Origin of the sequence: Bacillus sp. FJAT-45350 (assembly GCF_002335805.1) — a bacterium.
Classification (GTDB): Bacteria; Bacillota; Bacilli; order Bacillales; family NISU01; genus FJAT-45350.
On sequence record NZ_NISU01000001.1, the window covers coordinates 1,197,189 to 1,220,375 of the forward strand.

A 23,187-nucleotide genomic window follows, 5' to 3' on the forward strand; every position below is an offset into this window, starting at 1 on the left:
AACTTTATTTTTGATAAATTTAAATCGTTATTCAATCTTAACTTTAATTTTATCAGCTGCATTATACCCATAGCCTTTTCTGTTCCAGAAGGGCTCTAATGGTTGAGTTCTGTTATATGAATCTGTTGCTCTTGTTTTAATCGTATATTCACCTTTTTCTAACACATTCCATTCATAAAACCAAGAAGTCCATTCATACCCAGACTTATTTTGATTTTCTAAAGTGGCATCTGACCAAGTGTTTCCGTCATCGGTACTAATCTCCACACTTTCTATATATCCTTCACCTGTCCAAGCAATGCCTTGAAGGACATGCTTACCTGTATTGAGGATCTCCATGTCTTGCGGCTGTTGAATGGTTGAGCTTACGTTCATTGTTGTGACAGGAAATGCATCTTTATTATCATCCTTATTTGGGTAATATACATAATCAATCGATTGAAAGGGGCCTATAAAAGTAGAATCAATGACTGTGATTTGCTTAATCCATTTAACCGAAGCCATAGCATACCATTGCGGGACTATTAATCGTAACGGGTGACCATGCTTGAATGGTATAGGTTGATTATTATATTTATAAGCGATAATTGTGTCAGGGTGGAGAGCTTTTTCTAATGGTAAGCTTCTAGTGTAGGTGTAAATGTTATTTAAGTCCTTTCTTTCTCCGTAATCATAACCTTCAACGACAACTTCTCTTGCTTCTTCCGTAATTCCAGATAACTCAAGGAGGGTTCGTAACGGAACTCCTTTCCAGTAACCTTGGCTAATTGCTCCCTTTTCCCATTGTTCTCCAAATACCTTAGGCTCAAAGAAACTTCGTTTGTCACCTGAACATTCTAGTACGACTTTTATTGTTTTTGAAGGAAATCGCATGATATCTTGTATGGAAAACATTTGTGGTGTTGTGACGGAACCATTTAGAGGAAGCCAGTAATTGGAGTTTGAAAGAGTTGGGTATGAGAAGTGGTTCCGCTTATAAAATAAAGAGTCGTTTACAATATCAGTATCTATAAACTGAATAGGTGATTCCTGGTTTTCAGGTTGTAAACTTCGTGTCGTTAAGTATGGTTTAACAAGTGGGTGTTGTGGCTTGAACATATTTTTCTCCTCACTAAAAGAATGATGATAATAACTATGTAGTTGAAAAATAGTTAGACCTTTTAAAAATAAATTATATAAAACAAAAATTTCTGACTTGTGATTTTGGTTTGAATTATTATGTGTTTTCCCTTGTAAAGTGGTGTCTTGGGTATATATGTTAAAATATATGAGTGGAATATTCAGAGGTTTGCGAAAGAATGGGAATTAACGGGGAGGTAAAAATGAATTTTGTCAAAGTAAGTGTTGCTTTAAGCATAATGATATTATTTTTACTAGGTTGTTCGGAAAAACATATTAGTTTTGAAGAACGTATCCAACAAAAAATTCAGAATGCTTCTTCAGAATCAATTATTCATTATGAGGTTAAAGATAATTACGTCTATGTATTTTACACTGACCATGAAATGTTAAGATACCAAGCATTTAAGTTATCAGGTAGTACCGTAGAATGGGTAGATGGTTCTGGAGGTTCGGACATAATAAATGGAGGCTTTTCAGCATCGAATAATTACGATCTTCCCTTTTCTTTTTCTTATTTCACAAGTAATAATCCAGATGTAGAGAATGTGTTAGTTCATGGACAACAAGCTAAATATATAAGGATTAATGATACCATTTCTTTTTGGGTTGCATTTACAGAAACTCCTTTTGAACGAGGGGATTTTGTTGCATTATCTAATGAAGGTGAAGAAGTTGACTTGGTGATATTTGAATAGTAACATTTGCTTTTTTCTTTTGCTATTTAAGGCATCGGTTCTTGTATAAGAAAAACATGAAAAAGGTGAATAAATGATACGTACATATAGGGTAGAAGATAAAGAATTCATAGTAAGTTCTCACTATGATTTATATAGTAAAGAATATGGATACGATTTATCTTTTCGAGATTTTATAGAAGAAAGTGTTAGTGGGTTTATTGAGCGGGCAGACTCTGACGAAACCATTTTCATTTTAGAGATTAGTGAGAAACAAAGTGGTTCCGTTAGTATTAAAAAGGTTAATGACACTACTGCACAATTGGGTTTATTTCTTGTTGAACCTAATGTTCAAGGTACTGGCTATGGACAGAAGTTAGTCGAAACAGCTATTAACTTTAGCAAAGAAAAAGGATTTGAGAGTATCATTCTCTGGACTAATAGCGAATTAAAATCAGCAAGGCGAATTTATGAGAGAGTTGGATTTGAATTAAAGCAAACTCAAACTCAAATGCTTTCCAATAAGGAACTTATCGAAGAGAAATGGGAGTTAATGATAGTAGATAGCAAGAGGTAAGAGAACAAACAGCTTAGTTTTAAGTGAGAATCTTGAAAAGGCTTTTTACTTGTTTTTCACTATAGTAATAAATGGAGGAAATTATTATGCAGGAATTAAAAAGAAAAGGAAATTCATTTTGGTATATGACACCTGTTTCTGAAACTGACAGACCGATTTTAGGAATGGTCGTTGGAACGGAAAAGAACTTGATGATAGATGCAGGAAATTCAGAAGCTCATGCACAATTGTTTTTAGAAAAGTTAACGGAACATACTATTTCAAAGCCTGATTTACTTGTAATCACTCATTGGCATTGGGATCATATTTTTGGAATGTCGGCACTAAAGAATGCTTTGTCTATCTCATCTTCCACTACGAAGAAAGTAATGAATACACTAACCGAATATGAATGGACAGATGAGGCTTTAGACCAACGAGTAAAAGAAGGAACAGAAATTGAATTTTGTGCGAATTGTATTAAAAAAGAGTTTGGTGAAGAAAGAAATATACATATTCATTTACCTACATTAACTTTTAATGATCAGCTTGAAATAAATCTTGGTGGTGTGACTTGTGTGTTGAAACATGTAGGAGGTGACCATTCAAAAGACTCTGTTGTTGTTTATATTAAGGAAGAAAAAATATTATTTCTAGGAGATAGTATGTATCCAGATATTTTTTCACCGAAGTGGAACTATACAACAAAACATACTTTAAAGTTAATACAAAAACTAGAAGCTTTTGAGGCAGAGACATACATCTTATCACATACGAAAGTTATTAATAGAAATGAATTTTTGCAAGAAATTGAATTGTTAAAAGTAGTAGGACAACTTACTGAGAGATATAAAGGTAACCCTGAGAAAATAAAGTCAAAATATTATCAAACGCTAGATAGAGAGTTACATGAAGATGAGCTTGAAACGATAGAGTATTTTGTAAATGGTTATGAAGTGAGTAATATTTAATCACAATTGAATATTACGTTTTACAAATCTAGTTCGTGGTATGTATAAAAATAAAGAGAGAATGAGGATGACAAAAGGTTGATGATAAGGAGGTTATTATTATGAATAAACTAGCTCGTTGCACAATCATTGGAGGAGCGGCAGTACTTTTATTATCAGCGTGTGGTGAAGATGGGGACTTGCCAGAGTTGCAAAATAGAGAGGAAATTATTAATGAACATACTGACTTAAAAGATGACGATTAAGTTGAATCTACAAATAAAGTATAAAACAAATTATCAAATTGATAAAACAATATAAATCTGTTAAGATTAAAGTAGTTAATTGAATAGTCCTCTAAAGGGGAGTAGCTTTTACAATATTTGTCGTCATTACGGAGCAACGCTCTCGGCAGTATTGGCAACGTTAAGTTGTTAGCAAGACCTTTACCAATGGTAAAGGTCTTATTTTAATTCAGGGACCTTTACCAATTGTGGTAAAGGTCTTTTTTTGTACTATCAAACTTTTAAATTAATCGGCGATAGTATAAGTTCAACTTAGACAGGGTGGTAAGTCAATTTTCTTTAATCAGATTAGGAGAGATAAAATAAGGTGATACGAAATGATATCTTATAATAAGCTAGCTCACAGTGTCGAATATAATACAAATGGTTCAAGGGTTGAACTTGTAGGTAAATCTGATGAATTAGAACTGATAGGTGAAGGTAGGAGCGCATTTGCTTTTAGAATTCAATCCACTGATAAGGTTTTAAAGATATTTTTTCCAACTCATATACATGTAGTGGATGAAGAAGTAGAAGCGTATAAAGTATTATCTGAAAATCCATATTTTCCTAGAATGTATGAATCAGGAAACAACTATTTGGTCATAGACTTTATCGAGGGGCAGACTATGTTTAACTGCTTAACAAAAGGGATTATCATAAAGGATAAGCATATTGATGAGATTGAAAAGGCTCTAAAACTAGCAAAAGTAAAAGGGTTAAATCCTTCTGATATTCATTTGCGAAATATATTAATCACAAAAGAAGGAAATGTAAAAGTTATAGATGTTGCAAGGTTTAGGCAAAAGCACTCATGTTCACAGTGGAAAGATTTAAAAAAAGCATATCAATATTATAAGTCGATAATGTTCCCTAAACAATTACCTGCTTTTATCTTAAACTTTGTATCCTATCTTTATAAGAAAGAATGGCTAAAGTTATTTTTATAAACCTTTGGGGTAGTAACTCAACTAGTTCAGGCTTTACAAATATAAGGTGGGAAATACTGGCAAGCTAAATAAATCTGAAATTCAAATCGATATTCAAAAGGTGGTCAAACAATATGAGTTTTTTTTCATGGTCGAAGAAAAAGAAATACAAGTATGATAAATATGGAAACCGTCACTATCAGAGAAAAGGCTTACTAGGGAAGCTATCCCAAATCCTTAGATCGAGCAGCTATTCTAACAAAAATTATAATCCTAATCGTTATCAAAGGTACCAGAATTACGTTCCCATTCAAAATAGACCAAATCTACGAAAACTTAGTTGTGGAAGATGCCAATCGAATATTCCAGCCGGCTCAAAGTTTTGTTTAGAGTGTGGGGAACAGGTCGTCACATCACCAATGAATTGCACAAATTGTGGTGTAAAGTTACCTAACGGAGCAAAATTCTGTTCCAATTGCGGCACGAAAACAAATCGTTGAGGTAATGCACATTGTTCACCAGTTCAAAAAAGTGGCTTGGTAAAACGATTAAGAATTATACGATCCTACAAAAATTGGGGGAAGGACGATATGGCGTGACGTACCTTGCTACTACACCTCAAGATGAGATCGTTGTCATTAAACGGTTTAAACCGTTGATGTTTAAATTAAACAAGAAAAAGAATGCTTATGAAGCGGTACTCCTTTCACAAATCGACCACAGCGGAATTCCGAAAATGTTAGGTGTTATTAACGTGAAAGGTTTTTATGGATTTGTCCTTGAATATATACCAGGCACAACTATAGAAAAAGTCATTTTCCAACAAAACTATCAGTTTACAAACAGTGAAATTTTTCATATTGGAATCCAGCTTATCCAAATTATTAAATATTTACATCACTTAGGTATAGTCCATCGTGATATTCGAATTCCTAATGTCCTTCTAAATAATAATAAAGTTTCATTAATTGACTTTGGACTTGCACGCTGGATAGACAATGAGGAATATACGTTTGAACAAGATTTTTCTTATCTCGGAGACTTCTTACTATACCTTCACTATTCTTCGTTTCATAAAAACGAAAAATATAACCGACCTTGGTATGAAGAACTCGACCTATCCGACCCCCAAATACAATGTTACAAAAAATTACTACGACTCGCCCCGCCATACACCACCATAAACCAAGTGGAGAAAGATTTTCTTAAAGTATGGGGGCGGTGAATTTATTGAAATAGTTTTATATTTAAGTTGAAACCTTATAACAGATTAAGTTTACGAGAGGAAAAAAGTGAGTTCACACTACTCCAAACAAGACTACAAGCTATTTTTATTGTTAATCTATTGTCATGTACTTATTTATTTACATTTAATTGTTCTAGGTAATTAGTAAAGCAATATTCAACAAGAAGCTTGCTTTCACTTTCAATATCATCAATGAACTTTTGTAGTTGATATTCAATAAAGAATTTTTTTGATTCGTCTGTTGTTGGGATATTTATAATAGAATACTTAACTCCACTTCTATGATATAAATCAAGTTTTTTCATGGGTTCACCTACTTTAGGAATTTGCTCTTATTTTATTTGAACAGCTTGAGAATGGGTAGTGACTTTGGGTCATGTTTATTTCTAATAAATGTATCTTTATAATATCTATACGAAAATTCAGATAGTTTTAAGGGGGTATTTAATTTAAAGAAGGCCCCGACAACATTTCAGAAATTTTGTGCGCATAGCAAGTTTAAAAATAAAAAAGTCGTTTCCTGTATTTTAAGGAATCGACTTTTTGTTTGCTTTATTTTAAGTAGCTACCTTGTAGGGAAAAGACTATTATTCTTTTTGACATTTTATTAGTTTTTAGTGCGTGTGATTCAACGAGTGAACTATTACCTGAAGGAAGTCTAATGACTTTGTATTTTCTTTGAAATATGGGGTGACAGCAGTAACAGGTGCAATCGTCAGTTATGAGTTATTTTAAAAAGCATAAAGTACGCTAAACCTCTAGCGTCTTTATGCCTTATTTCAATTCGTTAGTTCTATCTATGAAATTCACCTAAGATTTAGGATCCAAAGTAAGTTCTAGGTAAATCATTGACTTCATCTGCAACTCGAATACCAGATTCAATTGCTCCTTGGATCCAGGCATGAGCCGTTGAGGCATGTTCGCCAGCAAAATGAACTCTTCCCTCGGGTGTAGCTATATGTGGGAATAATTCTTTTATCTGTTCTGGTCTTAACAATGTAAAAGCTCCAGCAGAATATGGATATCTGATCCAACTATGACTTACTCCTCCTTGAAACTCACGATACACCTGATCACCATGTATTCTAGCTAAGCCTCTTAATACATATTGAAAGCGCTCCTCATCGTCTAAACTATCCCATGGAATAGCATCATCATCCCATGTATAACTTCCCACTATGACACCTGGTCCACCTGTGCCAAGGTCATGACTTGGGTACTGTACATATTTAATAGGCAGATCAGTTATTGATTGACCACCATAGAGCCCTTGCTTTTCCCAGAACCTGTTTTTAAACTGTATTCCAGTCTTCGTAGAGCCAGCATAATTCATTTCTCGAATTGCTTTCCATTTGTTTTCAGAAAAAGAATTGCGTGGTTCAATATCTATAAATTGGAGTACCGTAAAAGGAACGGTCACAATCACAAGATCACCAGTGATTTCAACTGGCTCTAAAATCTGGTGGATGGCACGGACCGTTACTTGATTGTCATGCTGTGTAATGCTCCTCACTCGAAGACCATATTGAATATCATCTTTCAATTGATCTGTAAACGCGTTTGGAAGGTGGTCGTTTCCACCTGTAATTTCATAAAAGGTAATATCAGGTGTAAATAGGACTAACAGTTCACGTAATATTTCCAAAAAAGAAAGTTCCATCAATCCTTCCAAAGTAAGAATGACTTTAATCTTTTCAATAGCCCCAGTAGATAGTGTACGTCCAAATGGATTATACCTTAAATAAGTATCCATGGAGTATCTATCCAATTCTTGTATCGCCCAAGACCAACCTCTTATTGGGTCTCGCTCAACGATATCTGTCACTGGCTGTATCGCCCACTGTAACAATTCTCCAGCAGTTTTACCTCTTTCGTGTGGATAAACAGGGAATCGCAAAATGTCAGGGTTTTGTTCATACATTCTTAAACGGACTCTTTTTTCTTTTACATAGATAAAGTCATTAGGGGTCGAATTAATAAATTCATTAACCGGAAGTTGAAATTTTTTTATATACTCTAACGTCAATAAATGAGTGTGAGGAATACGCATGGCCCCAGCTTCAAGATATTGCCCATCCCTAAAATCTCTTCTTATTGTAAAGATCCTTCCTCCAACCCTATTTGTAGCTTCAAAGATTGTTACATTATGTCCAGCTTCTTTAAGCAATGATGCAGAGACAAGTCCTGCCATACCTGCCCCAATAATTATAATCTTTTTTGGGATTTTAGTTTCTATTAGTCCATTACGAATGATTGAAATCATTTGTTCCATAGGCAACTCAGGGATAGCGTAATTTATCATTTAACTTTCCTCCATTGATAGACTGGAATACAAGAAAATAGTACTAATTCCATCTTATTCAGATAGGAGTTAGTACTATGATAGAAAGCTAATGTTCAAGCTCAATCTAAATTGGGTCAGCACGCATGATAACTTAGGATGTTCAATGAAATGGTAGAACCTTTTTATTCTTGAACTTACGATGCAATAGTTTATTAACCTATCTCTACTGTTAACGTGCTAACTAATGAGGCTAATGTGTTAATATTAAAATAAGTTTCAATCAGGGAGTGTTTGTTCTATGCGTTGTTTTTGTGAGCATAAGGGAAGTAATAATTTAAAGGTTGAGGGTGATGTTGGAGCAGACCCCTTGTGGTGTAATAAATGTGGATGCAACTTTGATTTAGAAGAAGTTCCCGTGTCAGCTGATTTAAAAGATCAGCTTATAAGATGGGCCATGATGTATGGTGAGTGGATTGACTGGAGTATAGATAGATTACTTCCCAACGGTGTTGAATTGGAAGATAAACATAATGAAATAGGCCACCAACTTACAGAAGAAATTAGAAAGGAACTAAGTATTAAATACAAAGTAAGATTTTCTCCTTCCACGTCAGCTAGGAGTTATTCTAATGCGGGTTTAACATTTTGATTTCTTCAACTATTAAGACCGAGAGGGGAGAGGAAATGGGAGAAGAAAGGATTGTTATTATTACTGGTGCAAATTCTGGAATTGGAAAAGCTGCTGCTCATCTATTTGCAAGGGAGGGTTATACAGTCATTATGGCTTGCCGCAACCTTGAAAAAAGCCAACTCGTGCAACAAGAAATTAAGGAGTTATCTAACAACAATAGAATTGACCTGATCAAGCTGGATGTGGGCTCCTTTGAATCAATCCATCAATTCTGTTCTATATTCAAGAAAAAATATGAACGAGTAGATATACTGATTCATAATGCTGCCTATTTTAATCATGGTTCCAAATTCCGTCTTAGTCCTGACAATATCGAACTTACTTTCGCTACGAATGTGTTTGGACCGTACTTAATGACTGAGTTATTGTTAGGTCACCTAAAAAAATCTCAGGATGCAAGAATACTACATGCTTCAAGTAACATAATAAAGCATTTTTTTGACCCAAAACGAAAAATTAACTTTCATCAGCTTATAGGGGAAATGGAAGATACGAAAAGGTTCAGCGTTTATGATATGTACTGTCAGTCCAAAATGGGCCTTATATTGCTTACTTTTAAACTAGCAAAAGTATATGAGAAATACGGAATTAAGGTCAACGCATTACAAATAAACGGTGCAAAAATGTCTAAGGACACACTTCAAAAGCTAACACCAGGATGGAGATCTATAGCAAGGGTTCAAAACCTTTACTTTCCCCCGGCAGAAAAAATGGCAGAAATATATTTTCATATGTGTACATCAGAAGATTTTAAGACAATTACAGGGAAGCTCATTAATGATAAGAAAGAAATCATGAAAAGAGGAGAAGAAAATCCTAATCTAGGTATGCAAATAAAACAACTGATAAGGTCTAACTATTACCCTATCTATGCCGAACAACAGGAGAATCAAGATAAAATGTGGAGTTTATGCCAAGAAGTTACGAAAAAAGTAGACTAGTAAATTTTTTGATAACTAATCAATGGTATGTAGATTGATATAAGAGAAGAGCTAATGATATACAAAAAGCGTCTAGGTGTAATGTTGATAGGCTAAATTGATTGGAAGACATATCATGAAAGAACCGTTTCCTGCACTCAAGAAGATTCTATTAATAAGGTGAATCTAATATGTTATAAAGAAAAATACTTCTTTCTACATTATTCTTACTACATAAAATGTTTGCCATTCAGTAGAAAAGGGTAGTACGTAGAACAGTTAAAAATCTAAAAATACGTCCGTTAATCTAGTTAATTATATTAAAAAGGAGAAATAGAATGGCAGAGAAGATAAAGACACTTTTAATGAAAGAAGATATGACAAATCCTAATGTAGTTCCTGAATGGGTCATAAAAGAATATCAGACCTTTCATGAAACAGTGACTAAGAAGAGCTTTCCTTGTTATTTTGGTATGAGTGCAGAGCTTAAGGGAGAATTACGTTATGCATATATCACAAAGGATGATTGGTCAAACCTTCTCAAAGCTGTCGAGGAATTTTTAGAGCTATTTAAAGAACCTCCTTACATACGACATGGTCTCTTTGTATTTGTTGAACCAGAAAAAAAAGAAGGTGATATTGAATTCTACCGTAAGAATTTCTGGGATATTCTACAATACTTACACGAAAATGATTCAAAGGAATGGCCAGGGGACAAACCTAAGGATCCAGAACATTATTTATGGGACTATCATTTTGCTGGTGAACCAATCTTTATATTTGGAAATGCTCCTGCTTATAAACAGCGAAAAACACGTGACCTTGGAAATAGTTTAGTATTAGGGTTTCAACCAAGGAAAATCTTTGAAGGGCTTGAAGGAACCGAGGAAGGTGGGAGTATGTCTCGAGAAAAGGTAAGAGAACGAGTTGAAAAGTGGGATAAACTACCGAAGCATCCTGATATCTCGCATTTTGGCGATCCCGAACATAACGAATGGAAGCAATTCTTCATTGGGGATGATATAGAACCTATAAAAGGTAAGTGCCCTTTTAGTCATAAAGGTAGTTAAAGAAAATACGTCTATGGTTGATGTAGTTGAATAAGCGATTATTAATTATATGGATGAGATGGAGAAGTAAATAGCCAGTTAGTAAAATCTACAATAGGGTGTGTCCATGTGACACTCTCTATTCAGTCATGGTATATACAATCATAAATAATAAATTTCAATTTGTATTTGCTTATTTAAACTTTATCTGTTATTCTAAAGAAGAATTATTTTTGTTCAGTTTGTTAAGGAAAGAATAATTAAATTTTTCGCCTTTAATAGCTACTTGAGCAACAATAGTAATAAATTGTGGATTATACATCCACACACAGGAGGAAACAAACATGCAAGAAGGTACAGTAAAATGGTTTAACGCAGAAAAAGGTTTCGGTTTCATCGAAGTTGACGGTGGAGAAGATGTATTCGTACATTTCTCAGCTATCCAAGGCGAAGGATTTAAATCTTTAGATGAAGGCCAAAAAGTTACTTTTGAAGTAGAGCAAGGTCAACGCGGACCTCAAGCTACAAACGTTAACAAAGCCTAAATTTAAAAGAAAGGACTCTATCTTAGGGTCCTTTTTTTATTTCCGCACGCACACAAAAAAGACCTCCTAAAAGATACCTCTCCGTTTAATCAACTTTTATCAAAATTGAAAGAAAAGAAATACCTTTAGTCAGCCTCGAAGAAATGGTTAGGAGTAAGAATTGATTAATTAATTTATTATATAGGTCTGTCGATTTGACGTTGTCTTGTTGGCAAGATATAACCAATAATAGCACCTACTAAAGCTGGTAAAATCCATCCAAGACCAATGTGGTAAAGAGGTAAATAATTAATGTAGAACAATTTAACTGCTTCAAGTAATGGGACAGTCGCTCCAGGCAAACTATTCGCTAATGCACTGTAACCGTCTATAATACTAACGAAGAAGGTTAGGAACATCGACGCCGCATAAACACTTTGTTTTCTGGAAAATAATGGTGAGAAGAGTGCTGACAATATAAGAACAATAGCTAGTGGGTACAAGAGCATTAATACCGGCACCGCGAATTGAATAATATTATTTAAGCCGAAGTTTGCAATTGTGAATGATACAAAACATAGTATGAATACGAACCATTTATAGCTAACTTTTGGTAATAATTTATGGAAAAATTCACTGCATGCGGTAATAAGTCCGATACTCGTTTTTAGACAAGCAAGTACAATAATAATTCCTAATAAAACGGCACCATATGAACCAAAATAGTGTTGAGAGACTGCTGAGAAGATCAGACCACCATTATCAAATGTGCCGATTGCCGTTACGCTCGATGCGCCCATATACGTGATAAGACCGTAAATAAGCATCATTAGACCCATCGCGAAAATGCCTGATTTCAACGTAGCTTTTGAAATGTCTTGCGTATCGGTAATACCTTGCCTCTTAATTGCATTGATGACAACTATACCGAAGGCGAGGGAAGCAAGAGCATCCATCGTGTTATAACCCTCTTTGAAGCCTGTCATAAATGCCAATTGAATGTATTCACCTGTTGGGTTACCAAATGTACCCATTGGCTTAATTACGGCAATTCCTATTAAAAAGAATAAAAATACTAAAAATGCTGGTGTTAAATATTTACCTATATAGTCCATAATTTTCGCGGGATTCAGTGAAAAATAATAGACAATTACAAAAAATAGAAAGCTAAAGATTCCAAGCCATAAGCTAACTTGTTCTGGATTGATAAATGGTTCAAACCCAACAACAAATGGGACTGTTGCTGTACGTGGAATGGCGAAAAAGGGACCAATTGTTAAGTAAAGAGTCACTGCGAAAATGCCCCCAAATATTGGATGTACCCGACTAGCCAAATCACGAAGTCCATTACTTCCAGATAGCCCAATAGCTAAAATCCCTATAAATGGTAGCCCGATCGCCGTTACTAAGAAACCTATTAATGCTGGCCAGAAGTTCGTCCCAGATTGTTGTCCTAGCTGGATAGGGAAAATTAAGTTGCCAGCACCGAAATACATTCCAAACAGCATTGTACCAATAATTGAATATGTTGAAAACGGTATTTTTTTTTGCATACATATTGTGCTCCTCATGATGTAAGTAGTTTTCTCTTTCAAAAATATAATAATATCAATCTTTTTATAGAGACACAATACATTTTAATATCTTTTGTTTAGCCTCACCTTTTCTAACTTTAGATTTGCACCCTTTTGATAGAATTAAAGATTGTTTATCGGGAAGAAAAGGATTAGTAATCGACGGTTATGTAATATAGATTGTCTAAGCACACATGGTCTAGCAGACAAATGAGCTCCTCTTTCTCAGCCTTTTGGAAAAGTGGTGCCAAACTTAGAGGAACAACGAATACCGATAAACTGTTGAATTCGTGAAAGTACAAACAAGCCCTCTTAATTCTCTGATATCAAAAAAGAGTTAAGAAATTGTAGTATAGTAAGTATGAACTTATAACTAGAATGTGGGTAACAGTGATATCAATGGTTACATGTTTTGATTTTTCGTTCACAATCCGTTGCCCTACGCAATAAAAAAACTAGAGAGTTATTTTTCCCTAGTAAGAAATAATTTAATTCGAATTGTTGCTTGTATGTGATGATTTCTTTTTATAAAACCTTTTAATAACCATAAGCATCACTCGTGATATTATTTTTACAATAAAGACAAGGTAGAGGGAGTATACCCATCTCCAATTTCTTTTGAATTTTAGTGCTTTAGTTTTCCTTTCAAGAATTATTTCATAAATTCCTTGTGGTATTGCAAATAGTAATAATTTCCCAAGAGTTCCCGAAGTCTTAGAGTTGTATGTAGACTGGCAGAACCAAACTGATAGGAAGGGACATACTAAGAAGTCGTAAACAACATTAATTCTAAAAATTTTCGGTAAAAACCGTATAGGATATTTAACTTTTTTAAATTTAACTAAAGCCTTATCGAAAAAGTAATTAATGAGACAATTTCCTATATAAAGTGGAATCCAAATAGTTGAAGAAGGCTTTTTGAACAACGATGGGTAAGAAACTATACCAAAGATGATTCCAAATAAAAGTATTAATCGTTCAATCATAATAGATACACTCCTTATCAAAATTTAGAGTGTCCATAATTTATTAATTTATAATCATTCAACTTAGAAAAAGTTACTGCACCAGACAACGATACTGGTAACGGATCATTATTATGAAAGAAGATTACATTCAAAGTGATCGTCTCTTCTTATTTGACTGAGTAAGAAAAAAAGTCCCTTTTTGAATATGTAGTAAATCTTTGAAGAGAATATAAGTTGTACATGCAATTGTAAATACAATTAAGGGTGATAAAATTTGAATTTACTACTTAAACAACAAACGCTTTTAATGGTTAGAGCATTGTATTTTTGTATGGAAAATAAGTGGGCTGAGCTAGGAAAGGAATTTAATATTTCGCCTGCTCAACAGCATATTTTATTCCTCCTTTCGACTAATAACAATAAGTTAACTCCAAAAAGAATAGGTGAATTGGGTTGTTGGCATGCTTCGACTGTTACAAGATTACTCAAACGTCTTGAAAAAAGTGGACTAATTGATGTAAATGTAAACAAAACTCAATCAAGGTTTAAAATTGTATCCATGACTAATGAAGGGAAGGTACTACTTGATCAATTGCTTGATGCAGTTAAATATATGGAGGAATTTCCATTAGATATGCACCGTTTATCAGAAAAAGAAATTTTACGCTTTTTAGAATACGGTAATAGTATTTTAGATGTTCATAAGGGAGAGGAATTTAGAAAAAATGTTATTAGTAAACATGTAGACGGCTATGATTATGCATAATTTTTAAGCTCTATTAAAAAGTATTTAAAGAGGGGTTAATTTCTATGAAAAACCAATGGTTAGTTAGTATGGCTATGGTAATAATCTCTTGGATATCTTTACCTATTTTGGGTTGGCGAAATATTAAAAGGTTTCTACCAGCCTCGATTCTTGTTGGTCTTTTAGAAGTATGGAATGTTCAAATTGGAAAAAAACAAAAGTGGTGGGTTTTTCATAATAAACCAAATTCATACCTTTCAGGGGAGTTTCCTTTTAATATTGGTCCGTTTTTAGTAGGTTCCATGTGGATATTAAAGTGGACTTATGGAAATTTTAAGAAGTTTTTATTAATTAATGCTGTAGTAGACGGTTTCTTTGCTTTTATTTTAATAAGGGTTATTAATAAGCTAAAAGTTGCTCAGCTTGTTCGAATAAATAAATTTCAATTCTTCCTCTATTTATTTTATAAATCATTTTTCTTATATGGATTTCAATACCTGTATGAAAAAAGAAAATAATCCCTAATAACAGCATTCTTATTTTAGTAAAGGTGTACTTATTTTGGAGGAGCACAACTAAATAAAACAAAACCACTTGCTTCGCAGTACAACCATACTATTCAATAGAGAGAATATATTCCACAATTGCCTCGTTTGCGGAAGAAAAAAAGCCTAATTCCTCGGTAAAGGTCAGGAGGATTAGGCTTTTTTACTTCAAAATCGTACTGTTTCCATTGTGAAACAGGGTTAATCTATTGTTATTAATTATACATTGACGCTTTCCTGAATCTGTACCACTCGAAGAAGTAAGCTTTTTGGTCTACGTTGTTCTTGAAGAATTCCTGATAAAAGGTTATGAATCACACTTGATTCAGTTGTTTCATGTATAGGGTGTGCAAGGTTTATATCATCTAGCGGAACTTTCGTTATATTATATAACTCGAATTGATCAACCTGCTTATATAAGGACATTTGGTCTTTTATTTTTCTCTTAGAGCAATCTTGCGATTATTTATGTTTGACCAATATTCCTGCATCAATAGCAGTACTCGCTCAACTATTTTACTAGAAAGAGATTTTCAAGCATTTAAAATATAAGCCTTTGCTCATTTTTTCAGGCTGCTCCTTAAAAAATACGCTGTCCCTAACGCCCAATAAAATTCTTTTACTACCTTGAACAAAGTGGTCAATCATAATATTTTTGTATAAGCCGGTGATTATAAAAATAGAAGGGGCGTGATGATAATAAACTCTAAGTTTTTTGACATCGATCTATATAAACAAAGAAAAATAATAAATGCTGCTATGAGTGAGTTTGCACATAAAGGTTATAAAAAGGCTTCTACTAATGAAATTGTAAAAGATTCTGGTATTTCAAAGGGTCTACTCTTTCACTACTTTAGAAACAAAAAAGAGTTATATCTATATTTATTTGATAGAGCAGTGGAAGTAGGAAATAAAGAATTTTATTCAGGAATTGATTATACGGAAACGGACGTTTTAAAAATTTGGCGGAATATGGCTTTATTAAAGTTTACTTTGATGCGTGAATTTCCTGAAATTATTAACTTTATCATGTCCGCTTATTTTGAGGAAGCAGAGGAAGTTGCAATTGAACTCCAACGTAGAAAAGAGAGTTTTAACCCAGCTAAAGTAAATGAATTATTTACAAGAATAGATGAATCGAAATTTAAAGCAGATGTAGAAGTGGATAAAGCGTTAAAAGTGATTACCTGGACAATGGAAGGCGTTATTGAACAAGAGAGGAATAAGGCAAAGGATAGATCAGTTGAAGAATATAATCTCACTGAAACGATAGAAAAAATCGATCATTGTTTAATGGTGTTAAAAGATTGCTTTTATAAATAGAGGGAGTTGGGGAAATGTCTGTATTAGAATTAAGAGATATAACAAAGAAATTCGGTCATTTTGTTGCTTTGGACGGAGTGATTTTAGAATTAAATCAAGGGGAAGTATTAGGGTTTATTGGACCTAACGGAGCAGGTAAGTCGACTACGATTCGCATTATTCTTGGGTTATTACGAAAAACAGGCGGAGAGGCAAAACTATTCGGTAAGGACCCTTGGGGAGATGCTGTTGAACTGCACAAACGTTTGGCATATGTCCCAGGGGATGTACATTTGTGGCCAAACTTATCTGGTGGAGAGGTCATTGACTTGTTTGGCAAGTTAAGAGGAAGTATGAATACGAAGCGTAGGTCAGAGTTAATTGAGCGTTTCGATCTTGACCCTAGGAAAAAATGCAGAACTTATTCAAAAGGGAACAGACAAAAAGTAGCACTTATTTCTGCCTTTGCATCGGATGTAGATTTATTCATTTTAGATGAACCGACATCGGGGTTAGATCCATTAATGGAGAAGGTTTTCCAAGATTGCGTTGAAGAAGTGAAAGCAGCTGGGAAAACAGTTCTACTTTCAAGTCATATTCTTTCTGAAGTAGAAAGACTTTGTGACAGAGTAAGTATTATTAAGAAAGGGAAGGTTGTGGAGACAGGTACATTGGGAGAATTACGTCACTTAACCCGTACTACAGTAACTGTAGAGACAGGACGACAAATCGTCGGTTTACAAGATTTACAGAATGTTTTTGATGTAAAAATAGAAGGGAATAAAGCTCAGTTTCAAATAGATAGTCAGAACCTTGACTCTGTGTTGCGCCACCTTCTTCCGTTTGAAATTAAGACATTAACAAGCACACCTCCCTCGCTCGAAGATCTCTTTATGCAACATTACGGTAACGAAATAAGTAATGCTCAGCAAAGTGATAGGGGGTGAAAGAATGCGCAATGAGTTTACGGGAACGATTACCTTAACCTCTCTAGCTATTAAGCGAGATCGGTTTAAATTATTTATTTGGTTATCAGTGATTGGCTCGTTAGTTACATCAGTAGGTATCGCTATGAATGATCTAATGCCCTCTCAAGAAGAAGTGATGAAACAAATAGTCGTTCGAGCTGAAAGCCCTGCTATTAGACTATTTGATATACCAGCAGCAGGGATCAGTGTAGAATCTGCTATGTTGATGAGAAGTTCTATCTTAATTGGTATTATCATTGTATTAATAAGTATGCAGACTGTTATACGCCATACTAGGAAGAATGAGGAAGCAGGACGCACGGAGATGATTAGTTCCACTGCAGTAGGTAAATACTCTAGCTTAACAGCTGGTTTAATTGTCACTATTGTTTTTAATATATTAGTAGGAATTATGATTGCTGCAGGGATGTTATTTAATAATTTTCAAATGGAAGGATCCCTATTAACTGGTGTTGCTTTTGCAAGTTTAGGGATAGCCTTTGCTGGTATTACTTCCATTGCAGTTCAACTATCTCAAACTTCTAGTGGTGCAGCTGGAATAGTTGCTATTACCTTGGGAGTAGTCTTTCTTATCAGTTCTATAGGTGATGTGCTAGGGGAGTTTAATAGAAATACCTTTGCTGTTGATAGTCATTGGTTAGTATGGTTCTCACCGTGGGGCTGGCTTGGTCAAGTTTATGCATTCCATGATAATAATTGGTGGATTCTTTGGCTATTCTGCTTCTTGTTTTTTACTACTGTCTTTATTGCATTCTATCTCATTACAAAAAGGGATGTAGGAATGGGATTATTCCCTGCAAAAAAAGGACCTGCCTTTGCTTCGAAAATGCTTTTAAGTCCAATTGGATTGATGAGGAGGCTTCAACGTAGGTTAATTCTTAGTTGGGTTGTAGCAATGTTTATCTTTGGAATGGTAATTGGGGGAATTGGTAAAGAAATACAGCATATGGTATCGGGTTTAAACAATAACCAATTAGTAGAAATGTTTGGTGGGAATCCGAATGTAATTAGTTCTATCATGGGGTCATTTGTAGCATTTCTAGCTACATTTGTGTCGGTGTTTTTTGTTTTGGCTCTGTTAAGGTTACGTCATGATGAAGTAGACGGCTTTATGGAAGGAGTTCTTGCTACTTCAGTGAGTAGAGTTCGTTTATTAATGAGCCAGATTATATGTGTTGGTATAGGGTTAGCAGCTATTTTATTCTTTTTAGCAATAGGTGCTGGTATTACGGCTAAAGTAACTATAGGTGATTCAATATTTCTAACACTTATGGAAGTCACCTTTTATCAAGCTCCTGCCATACTAACCATTGGGGCTTTTACAATTCTTATGATTGGGATTCTACCAAAGGGTGCAATTGCAGTATCCATTGCTGCGGTTATATTTAGTTTAATTTCTGGTCCTATGTTTGGTACAATGCTTGGTTTACCAGAAATTCTTCAAAATATTTCTCCATTTTCTTATACGACTATTGGTCAATCAGGAAATATTGATTGGATACCTGCACTAGGATTATTAGGATTAACAATAATATTTACAACGGTTGGGATTATAAGCAATTGTCGCCGTAACTTATCTTTTTAAGGGTTATAAAATTAGGTTTGAATCAAAATTATTTAGCACCTTACTCAATTACAAAATAGAGGTTGAAGCAAGGGGACGGTTCTCTTGCTTCTTTTTTTATTTTCAAAAAGTTGAAAGATGTACAAGAGTAATCCAAGGCTGCTGAAAAAGTGTGTCTTTCACTTTTTTAGTGGCCTCGAGCAATCCCAGGATAGGTTTAGAGGAAGATAAAAAACTCGTTTCGAAAGTTCTAAGTTCAACTATTATAAACCCGCTTTTATCGTCGTTATCTTTCTTTTTCCTCAATAGTCATTTACCCTTTTTTCTCATTACCTTGACAATTCTTTCAAAGGTTATATACTTATATATATAACTATATATGTATAGAGGTGGTGATGGCTGTGAGTCTTTTGTTTCATGACAAGAAGCCGATCTTCATGCAGATTAAAGAACGAATTGAGGATCAGATTGTGAAGGATCAGTTAAAGGAACATGATCAAATTCCTTCGACGACACAGATGGTTCAGTTCTATAAGGTGAATCATATTACAATTTCGAAAGGGATTAATTTGCTGGTGGATGAAGAGATTATTTATAAAAAACGGGGTGTTGGGATGTTCGTTGCTGAGGGTGCGAGAGAGAAGTTAGTGAAGAGTCGGAAGCATGTGTTTGAGGATGAGTTTGTCTTGCCAATGATTCAGGAGGCGGAGAAGCTGGGCTTGACGGAGCAGGAAATCACGGACATCATCAAACGGTTGAAGGGGGAGAGGTCATCATGAGATGGGATGTTGTGGCGAAAAATGTAGGGCTGAAGTTGAAGGACAATGAGGTGTTGAAGAAGATTTCATTTACGCTTGAACATGGGAAGACGTACGGATTGCTAGGAAGAAACGGGGCAGGGAAAACGAGTTTGTTGTCGTTACTAGCTTCCTATCGGGACCCATCGTCTGGGGAGCTTCTAATCGATGGCGAGGATCCGTTTGAGAATAAGAAAGTGATGCCGCATGTCGGCTTTGTCTATGAAACGAATTATAGTGATGAGGATGAAGCGGTGAAGGGGTACTTTGAGTTTGTGGAGCGGTATCGTCCTTTCTTTGATCGGGCTTATGCGGAGGAGTTGGCGAGTCGCTTCAAGGTACCGTTGGATAAGTCGATCTCGACGCTTTCGAGTGGGAAGCAGTCGGCGTTAAATGCGATTTTAGGGTTGGCAAGTCGGACACCAGTGACGATTTTGGATGAGGTGTATTTGGCAATGGATGCACCGACGCGGGAGTTGTTTTACCAGGAAGTCATCGAGGAGCAGTCACGACATCCTCGAACGATGATTCTTTCAACCCATTTGGTATCGGAGATGGAGTATTTGTTTGACCATGTGCTGCTGCTCCATGATGGTAAGTTGTTGGTTGACGAAGAGTATGATGCGTTTGTTGGTCGTGGGGCGTCGGTTACGGGGGCATCAACGGAGGTAGATTCGTTTATGGCTAGTATGGCAAGTGGATTGAAGCGGTTGAAAACGCAGCAGCTTGGAGATACGAAATCAGTGATGGTATACGGGGAGTTGAGCGAAGAGAAGCGGTTGGAAGCGGTGAGGCTTGGATTAGATGTTGGGACAGTTTCCCTTCAGGAATTGTTTATTCATTTAACAGCGGAGGAGGAGAATGTATGAGTGGTGTAAATCTGGGATCTGATCGAGAAGCGGGTATTTTTAAGAAAGGTTCTACGGCGGTGAAGGTGTCTAGCGATTTGTTTGTTACGCAAATGAAATGGGCTATTTGGTTCGTTGGTATTGTCTTTGTAGTCTATCTTGTTGTTCCTAATTTCGTGACGGATGTGGATTCGTTACATTTGCCTTTCCTCGCGTTTATTTTTCAGCCAACGAAAATATTCATGTTGGTGATTGGAATACTGTCGTGCTTTGCGTTCCTAAGCTATTTTGTTGGGAACGGAATTACGAGGAAAGATTATTTCATCGGGTCGGCTGTTGCCGCTGTTGCGGTAGCTATTGGTATTATGGCGTTAGCTAGTGCTTTACAGGGCGTCCTCCATCTTGTGGGAAAATTCACGGAGTATATGCCGAATACAGGTTATGGTGATGTATTATCCGTGGAATCGGCTTGGTTAGTACCGTTTGTAGTGTATAGCTTATCTGTGGTTGCGTATTATGTGGCCGGCTGGCTTATTAGTATCGGGTTTTATCGGTACGGTTGGTTTGGTGGAGCGATAACAATTTTTTCTGCAATTATATATGTTGGGATGACGGATATGAGTTGGGGAGGGGAACGTACGTTTCAACTATTTGGATTTATTCGGTTTTCTTTACCTGAATTGTCACTTCCTTTTGCGATGATATCAACTGTCGTACTGCTAGTGATAGGTCTGTGGGTGCTTCGTGGGTTAACGAAGCGAGTTCCAATAAAGATTGAATAATTTTATTACTAGTAGTAGTTGTGAATTAGAGTAAGTAGAGATGAAGCGCCTAACCTTTTCTTTGAAAGTGGTTAGGTGCTTTTTAGTTTTGCATGCAAAAGAACTTGTCTTACTATTTTAATGCTTTTCAATGGAATGTTAAGATGTTATAGTGTGTATATAGATATAAACACCATAACAGTTGGAGGTTGTTACGAATGAATTTATTTGATAGTTTATGGACTTACGCTCTTGTATTTATACTTGCTGCGGTTCCTTTTTTTGAGGCGTATGGCGTAATCCCGTTAGCAATACTTGCTGGTTTATCGCCAGTACCCGTCATAATTCTTGGACTTATAGGAAATATAGTAACGGTTTTATTCGTAATTGTTTTTGTGAATAAAATCAAGGAATGGAGACTAAAACGAAAAAGTGGAGAGGAAAAATCAGGAAGTAAACGAACACTGCGAGCACAGAAACTTTGGAAAAAATACGGGTTACCAGGATTAGCAATTATTGGTCCTCTAATTGTTGGAAGTCACCTCACTGCATTTATGAGCTTAACATTAGGAGGGGCGAAAAAGAGAACAGCGTTTTGGATGACGACAAGTATCGTGATTTGGAGTTTAACCTTTGCTGTATTAGTTCATTTTGGTATTGATTTATTAGGGCATGGAGAGCGCAATCTTTTTGAGTAAAAGGAGGAAATGACTTGTTACAACAGGCATTTTGGTTAGCTAAAAAGGAATTAAAATCACAATGGGGAGCAATTGCCTTGACGTTAGTAGTAACGATCTTCTTTGCTTTATTATCAGCTACGCTTCTTGATCAGTCAGTAAGGAAGTTATTTGGGACTGAAACGACGTTTTATAATCATACGTTACTGGACATTATCTTTCTCGTATTGACACCATCGTTTGCAGCGGTTTATATGTCTCGACCGTATTTAAACATTCAAACAATAAAGGACGATCCATTTAGTAAGAGAATGGCCCTTTTCCGTTCATTGCCAATTCCTGTTACAACCCTCTCGTTAAGTCGAACACTTCTAATGGTTGTAACATTAATCATTATGTCCTTTGCTTTTTATTTAACAATAACTATTTCATTACCATCAAATTTCTTTGAGCTTATGACAACAGTGGAGTATTTGATTTTTATCCTCTTTTGGTTAGGCTATGCTTTAGCGATAGGCGGAATAAATCCATTTATTGAGTACGGAACAAACGGAAAAGTATTGCATCTTGTTCCGTGGGTTTTTATTGTCGTTTTTCTCATAACGATATTTATTTTCTACAATCTTGTTGGTCAAGGTATCGTAGAAACGGTCCTGGTACTAATTAAAAGCCATGGTTGGCCATTAGCTGCCATCTCCCTTTTTGTCGGTGTTTGTGGAAGTTTTATTTGGAACAAATTACTGACAATTAGATTATCTAGAAGAGATTATTTGTAACGGAGGGAGTGTGAAGCGATGAAGTTACCTATTCATGTTTCAGAGGAAAGCAGAGAACCAATCTACCATCAAATTGAGACACAAGTAAAAGCTCTAATAGTTGGTGGACATCTTTTGCCAGGAACACCACTCCCTTCCATTCGAGCGATGTCTAGTGAGTTAGCGTGCAGTGTCATTACCACGAGGCGAGCCTATCAAAATTTAGAGAGTAGTGGCTATATCAAAACCGTTCAAGGAAAAGGAACGTTTGTCAGAGAGATCGAGGAACTACAAAAGGAAGAAGCGAGACAAAAAGTTGTGTATGATGCATTCCAAAAAGCAATTGAACAAGGTAGGCAGGTCGGTTGCGCGAAAGGCGATTTATCGACGATTTTCAATGAAGTGTTAAACCGAAATTTTGATAATAAATAAT

The 23,187-nt window shown here is 35.4% G+C and carries 27 protein-coding genes; 22 read left to right on the forward strand and 5 right to left on the reverse strand.

Going from position 1 to position 23,187, the window contains the following annotated elements:
* Window positions 1-27 precede the first annotated feature (27 nt).
* Complete coding sequence (locus tag CD003_RS06010) at window positions 28-1,098, reverse strand: sulfite oxidase (protein ID WP_096200154.1); 1,071 nt, start codon at window positions 1,096-1,098, stop codon at window positions 28-30.
* A gap of 224 nt (window positions 1,099-1,322) precedes the next feature.
* Between CD003_RS06010 and CD003_RS06015 the strand changes: the two genes are divergently transcribed.
* The 7 genes from CD003_RS06015 (at window position 1,323) to CD003_RS06040 (ending at window position 5,740) form a co-directional block, all read left to right on the forward strand.
* A complete protein-coding gene (locus CD003_RS06015; protein ID WP_096200155.1) occupies window positions 1,323-1,817 on the forward strand; it encodes a hypothetical protein in 495 nt (164 codons plus the stop codon).
* Window positions 1,818-1,890: 73 nt separating this feature from the next.
* Window positions 1,891-2,373, forward strand: a complete 483-nt coding sequence (locus tag CD003_RS06020) for a GNAT family N-acetyltransferase (protein ID WP_096200157.1) — start codon at window positions 1,891-1,893, stop codon at window positions 2,371-2,373.
* 71 nt (window positions 2,374-2,444) lie between these two features.
* Window positions 2,445-3,323: an MBL fold metallo-hydrolase gene (locus CD003_RS06025; protein ID WP_373558532.1), complete on the forward strand. Its 879-nt coding sequence runs from the start codon at window positions 2,445-2,447 to the stop codon at window positions 3,321-3,323.
* Between the two features lie 101 nt (window positions 3,324-3,424).
* The gene (locus tag CD003_RS21765; RefSeq protein WP_179295452.1) at window positions 3,425-3,568 is read left to right on the forward strand and encodes a hypothetical protein; all 144 of its coding nucleotides are present in this window, start codon (window positions 3,425-3,427) and stop codon (window positions 3,566-3,568) included.
* Window positions 3,569-3,924: 356 nt separating this feature from the next.
* Window positions 3,925-4,536 (forward strand): serine/threonine protein kinase, encoded by a 612-nt coding sequence (locus tag CD003_RS06030; RefSeq protein WP_096200161.1) that lies wholly within the window; start codon window positions 3,925-3,927, stop codon window positions 4,534-4,536.
* A 113-nt stretch (window positions 4,537-4,649) separates the two neighbouring features.
* The gene (locus CD003_RS22555) at window positions 4,650-5,015 is read left to right on the forward strand and encodes a zinc ribbon domain-containing protein (RefSeq protein ID WP_096200162.1); all 366 of its coding nucleotides are present in this window, start codon (window positions 4,650-4,652) and stop codon (window positions 5,013-5,015) included.
* Window positions 5,016-5,026: 11 nt separating this feature from the next.
* Window positions 5,027-5,740, forward strand: coding sequence for a serine/threonine protein kinase (locus CD003_RS06040; RefSeq protein WP_096200164.1), 714 nt, complete (start codon window positions 5,027-5,029; stop codon window positions 5,738-5,740).
* Between the two features lie 131 nt (window positions 5,741-5,871).
* On the opposite strand, the gene CD003_RS06045 is transcribed toward CD003_RS06040, so the two are convergent.
* On the reverse strand, window positions 5,872-6,066 hold the full coding sequence (locus CD003_RS06045) for a DUF2535 family protein (RefSeq protein ID WP_096200166.1): 195 nt from the start codon (window positions 6,064-6,066) through the stop codon (window positions 5,872-5,874).
* A 512-nt stretch (window positions 6,067-6,578) separates the two neighbouring features.
* The gene (locus tag CD003_RS06050) at window positions 6,579-8,063 is read right to left on the reverse strand and encodes a flavin monoamine oxidase family protein (protein WP_096200167.1); all 1,485 of its coding nucleotides are present in this window, start codon (window positions 8,061-8,063) and stop codon (window positions 6,579-6,581) included.
* 280 nt (window positions 8,064-8,343) lie between these two features.
* On the opposite strand from CD003_RS06050, the gene CD003_RS06055 reads away from it, so the two are divergent.
* The 4 genes from CD003_RS06055 (at window position 8,344) to CD003_RS06070 (ending at window position 11,250) form a co-directional block, all read left to right on the forward strand.
* On the forward strand, window positions 8,344-8,694 hold the full coding sequence (locus CD003_RS06055; protein WP_096200169.1) for a hypothetical protein: 351 nt from the start codon (window positions 8,344-8,346) through the stop codon (window positions 8,692-8,694).
* A 35-nt stretch (window positions 8,695-8,729) separates the two neighbouring features.
* A complete protein-coding gene (locus CD003_RS06060; RefSeq protein ID WP_096200171.1) occupies window positions 8,730-9,677 on the forward strand; it encodes an SDR family NAD(P)-dependent oxidoreductase in 948 nt (315 codons plus the stop codon).
* A 317-nt stretch (window positions 9,678-9,994) separates the two neighbouring features.
* Window positions 9,995-10,726: a YqcI/YcgG family protein gene (locus CD003_RS06065; RefSeq protein ID WP_096200173.1), complete on the forward strand. Its 732-nt coding sequence runs from the start codon at window positions 9,995-9,997 to the stop codon at window positions 10,724-10,726.
* Window positions 10,727-11,049: 323 nt separating this feature from the next.
* Entirely contained in the window at window positions 11,050-11,250 is a 201-nt protein-coding gene (locus CD003_RS06070; RefSeq protein ID WP_096200152.1) for a cold-shock protein, read from the forward strand.
* A gap of 176 nt (window positions 11,251-11,426) precedes the next feature.
* Here CD003_RS06070 and brnQ read toward each other — a convergent pair whose 3' ends face one another.
* Together brnQ and CD003_RS22560 are read right to left on the reverse strand one after the other, a co-directional pair.
* Complete coding sequence (gene brnQ, locus CD003_RS06075) at window positions 11,427-12,782, reverse strand: branched-chain amino acid transport system II carrier protein (protein ID WP_096200175.1); 1,356 nt, start codon at window positions 12,780-12,782, stop codon at window positions 11,427-11,429.
* A 509-nt stretch (window positions 12,783-13,291) separates the two neighbouring features.
* Window positions 13,292-13,789: a CBO0543 family protein gene (locus tag CD003_RS22560; protein ID WP_096200177.1), complete on the reverse strand. Its 498-nt coding sequence runs from the start codon at window positions 13,787-13,789 to the stop codon at window positions 13,292-13,294.
* Window positions 13,790-14,045: 256 nt separating this feature from the next.
* On the opposite strand from CD003_RS22560, the gene CD003_RS06085 reads away from it, so the two are divergent.
* From CD003_RS06085 to CD003_RS06145, 11 genes are all read left to right on the forward strand, one after another.
* Window positions 14,046-14,537, forward strand: a complete 492-nt coding sequence (locus CD003_RS06085; RefSeq protein WP_096200179.1) for a MarR family transcriptional regulator — start codon at window positions 14,046-14,048, stop codon at window positions 14,535-14,537.
* A gap of 44 nt (window positions 14,538-14,581) precedes the next feature.
* On the forward strand, window positions 14,582-15,034 hold the full coding sequence (locus tag CD003_RS06090) for a hypothetical protein (protein ID WP_257008210.1): 453 nt from the start codon (window positions 14,582-14,584) through the stop codon (window positions 15,032-15,034).
* Window positions 15,035-15,754: 720 nt separating this feature from the next.
* A complete protein-coding gene (locus CD003_RS06100) occupies window positions 15,755-16,384 on the forward strand; it encodes a TetR/AcrR family transcriptional regulator (RefSeq protein WP_257008211.1) in 630 nt (209 codons plus the stop codon).
* A gap of 14 nt (window positions 16,385-16,398) precedes the next feature.
* A complete protein-coding gene (locus CD003_RS06105) occupies window positions 16,399-17,310 on the forward strand; it encodes an ABC transporter ATP-binding protein (protein WP_096200185.1) in 912 nt (303 codons plus the stop codon).
* Between the two features lie 4 nt (window positions 17,311-17,314).
* Window positions 17,315-18,937: an ABC transporter permease gene (locus tag CD003_RS06110; RefSeq protein ID WP_096200187.1), complete on the forward strand. Its 1,623-nt coding sequence runs from the start codon at window positions 17,315-17,317 to the stop codon at window positions 18,935-18,937.
* 374 nt (window positions 18,938-19,311) lie between these two features.
* Complete coding sequence (locus CD003_RS06120; protein ID WP_096200191.1) at window positions 19,312-19,695, forward strand: GntR family transcriptional regulator; 384 nt, start codon at window positions 19,312-19,314, stop codon at window positions 19,693-19,695.
* On the forward strand, window positions 19,692-20,582 hold the full coding sequence (locus CD003_RS06125; protein ID WP_096200193.1) for an ATP-binding cassette domain-containing protein: 891 nt from the start codon (window positions 19,692-19,694) through the stop codon (window positions 20,580-20,582). The genes CD003_RS06120 and CD003_RS06125 overlap by 4 nt, the downstream gene beginning before the upstream one ends.
* A 77-nt stretch (window positions 20,583-20,659) precedes the next feature.
* Window positions 20,660-21,343 (forward strand): hypothetical protein, encoded by a 684-nt coding sequence (locus CD003_RS06130; RefSeq protein WP_179295453.1) that lies wholly within the window; start codon window positions 20,660-20,662, stop codon window positions 21,341-21,343.
* Window positions 21,344-21,540: 197 nt separating this feature from the next.
* A complete protein-coding gene (locus tag CD003_RS06135) occupies window positions 21,541-22,020 on the forward strand; it encodes a small multi-drug export protein (protein WP_096200197.1) in 480 nt (159 codons plus the stop codon).
* A 14-nt stretch (window positions 22,021-22,034) separates the two neighbouring features.
* Window positions 22,035-22,775: a hypothetical protein gene (locus tag CD003_RS06140; RefSeq protein ID WP_096200199.1), complete on the forward strand. Its 741-nt coding sequence runs from the start codon at window positions 22,035-22,037 to the stop codon at window positions 22,773-22,775.
* 18 nt (window positions 22,776-22,793) lie between these two features.
* Window positions 22,794-23,186 carry a GntR family transcriptional regulator gene (locus CD003_RS06145; protein ID WP_096200201.1) on the forward strand — a complete coding sequence of 131 codons (393 nt, stop codon included), beginning with the start codon at window positions 22,794-22,796 and terminating at the stop codon, window positions 23,184-23,186.
* The last annotated feature ends 1 nt before the right edge of the window (window position 23,187 follow it).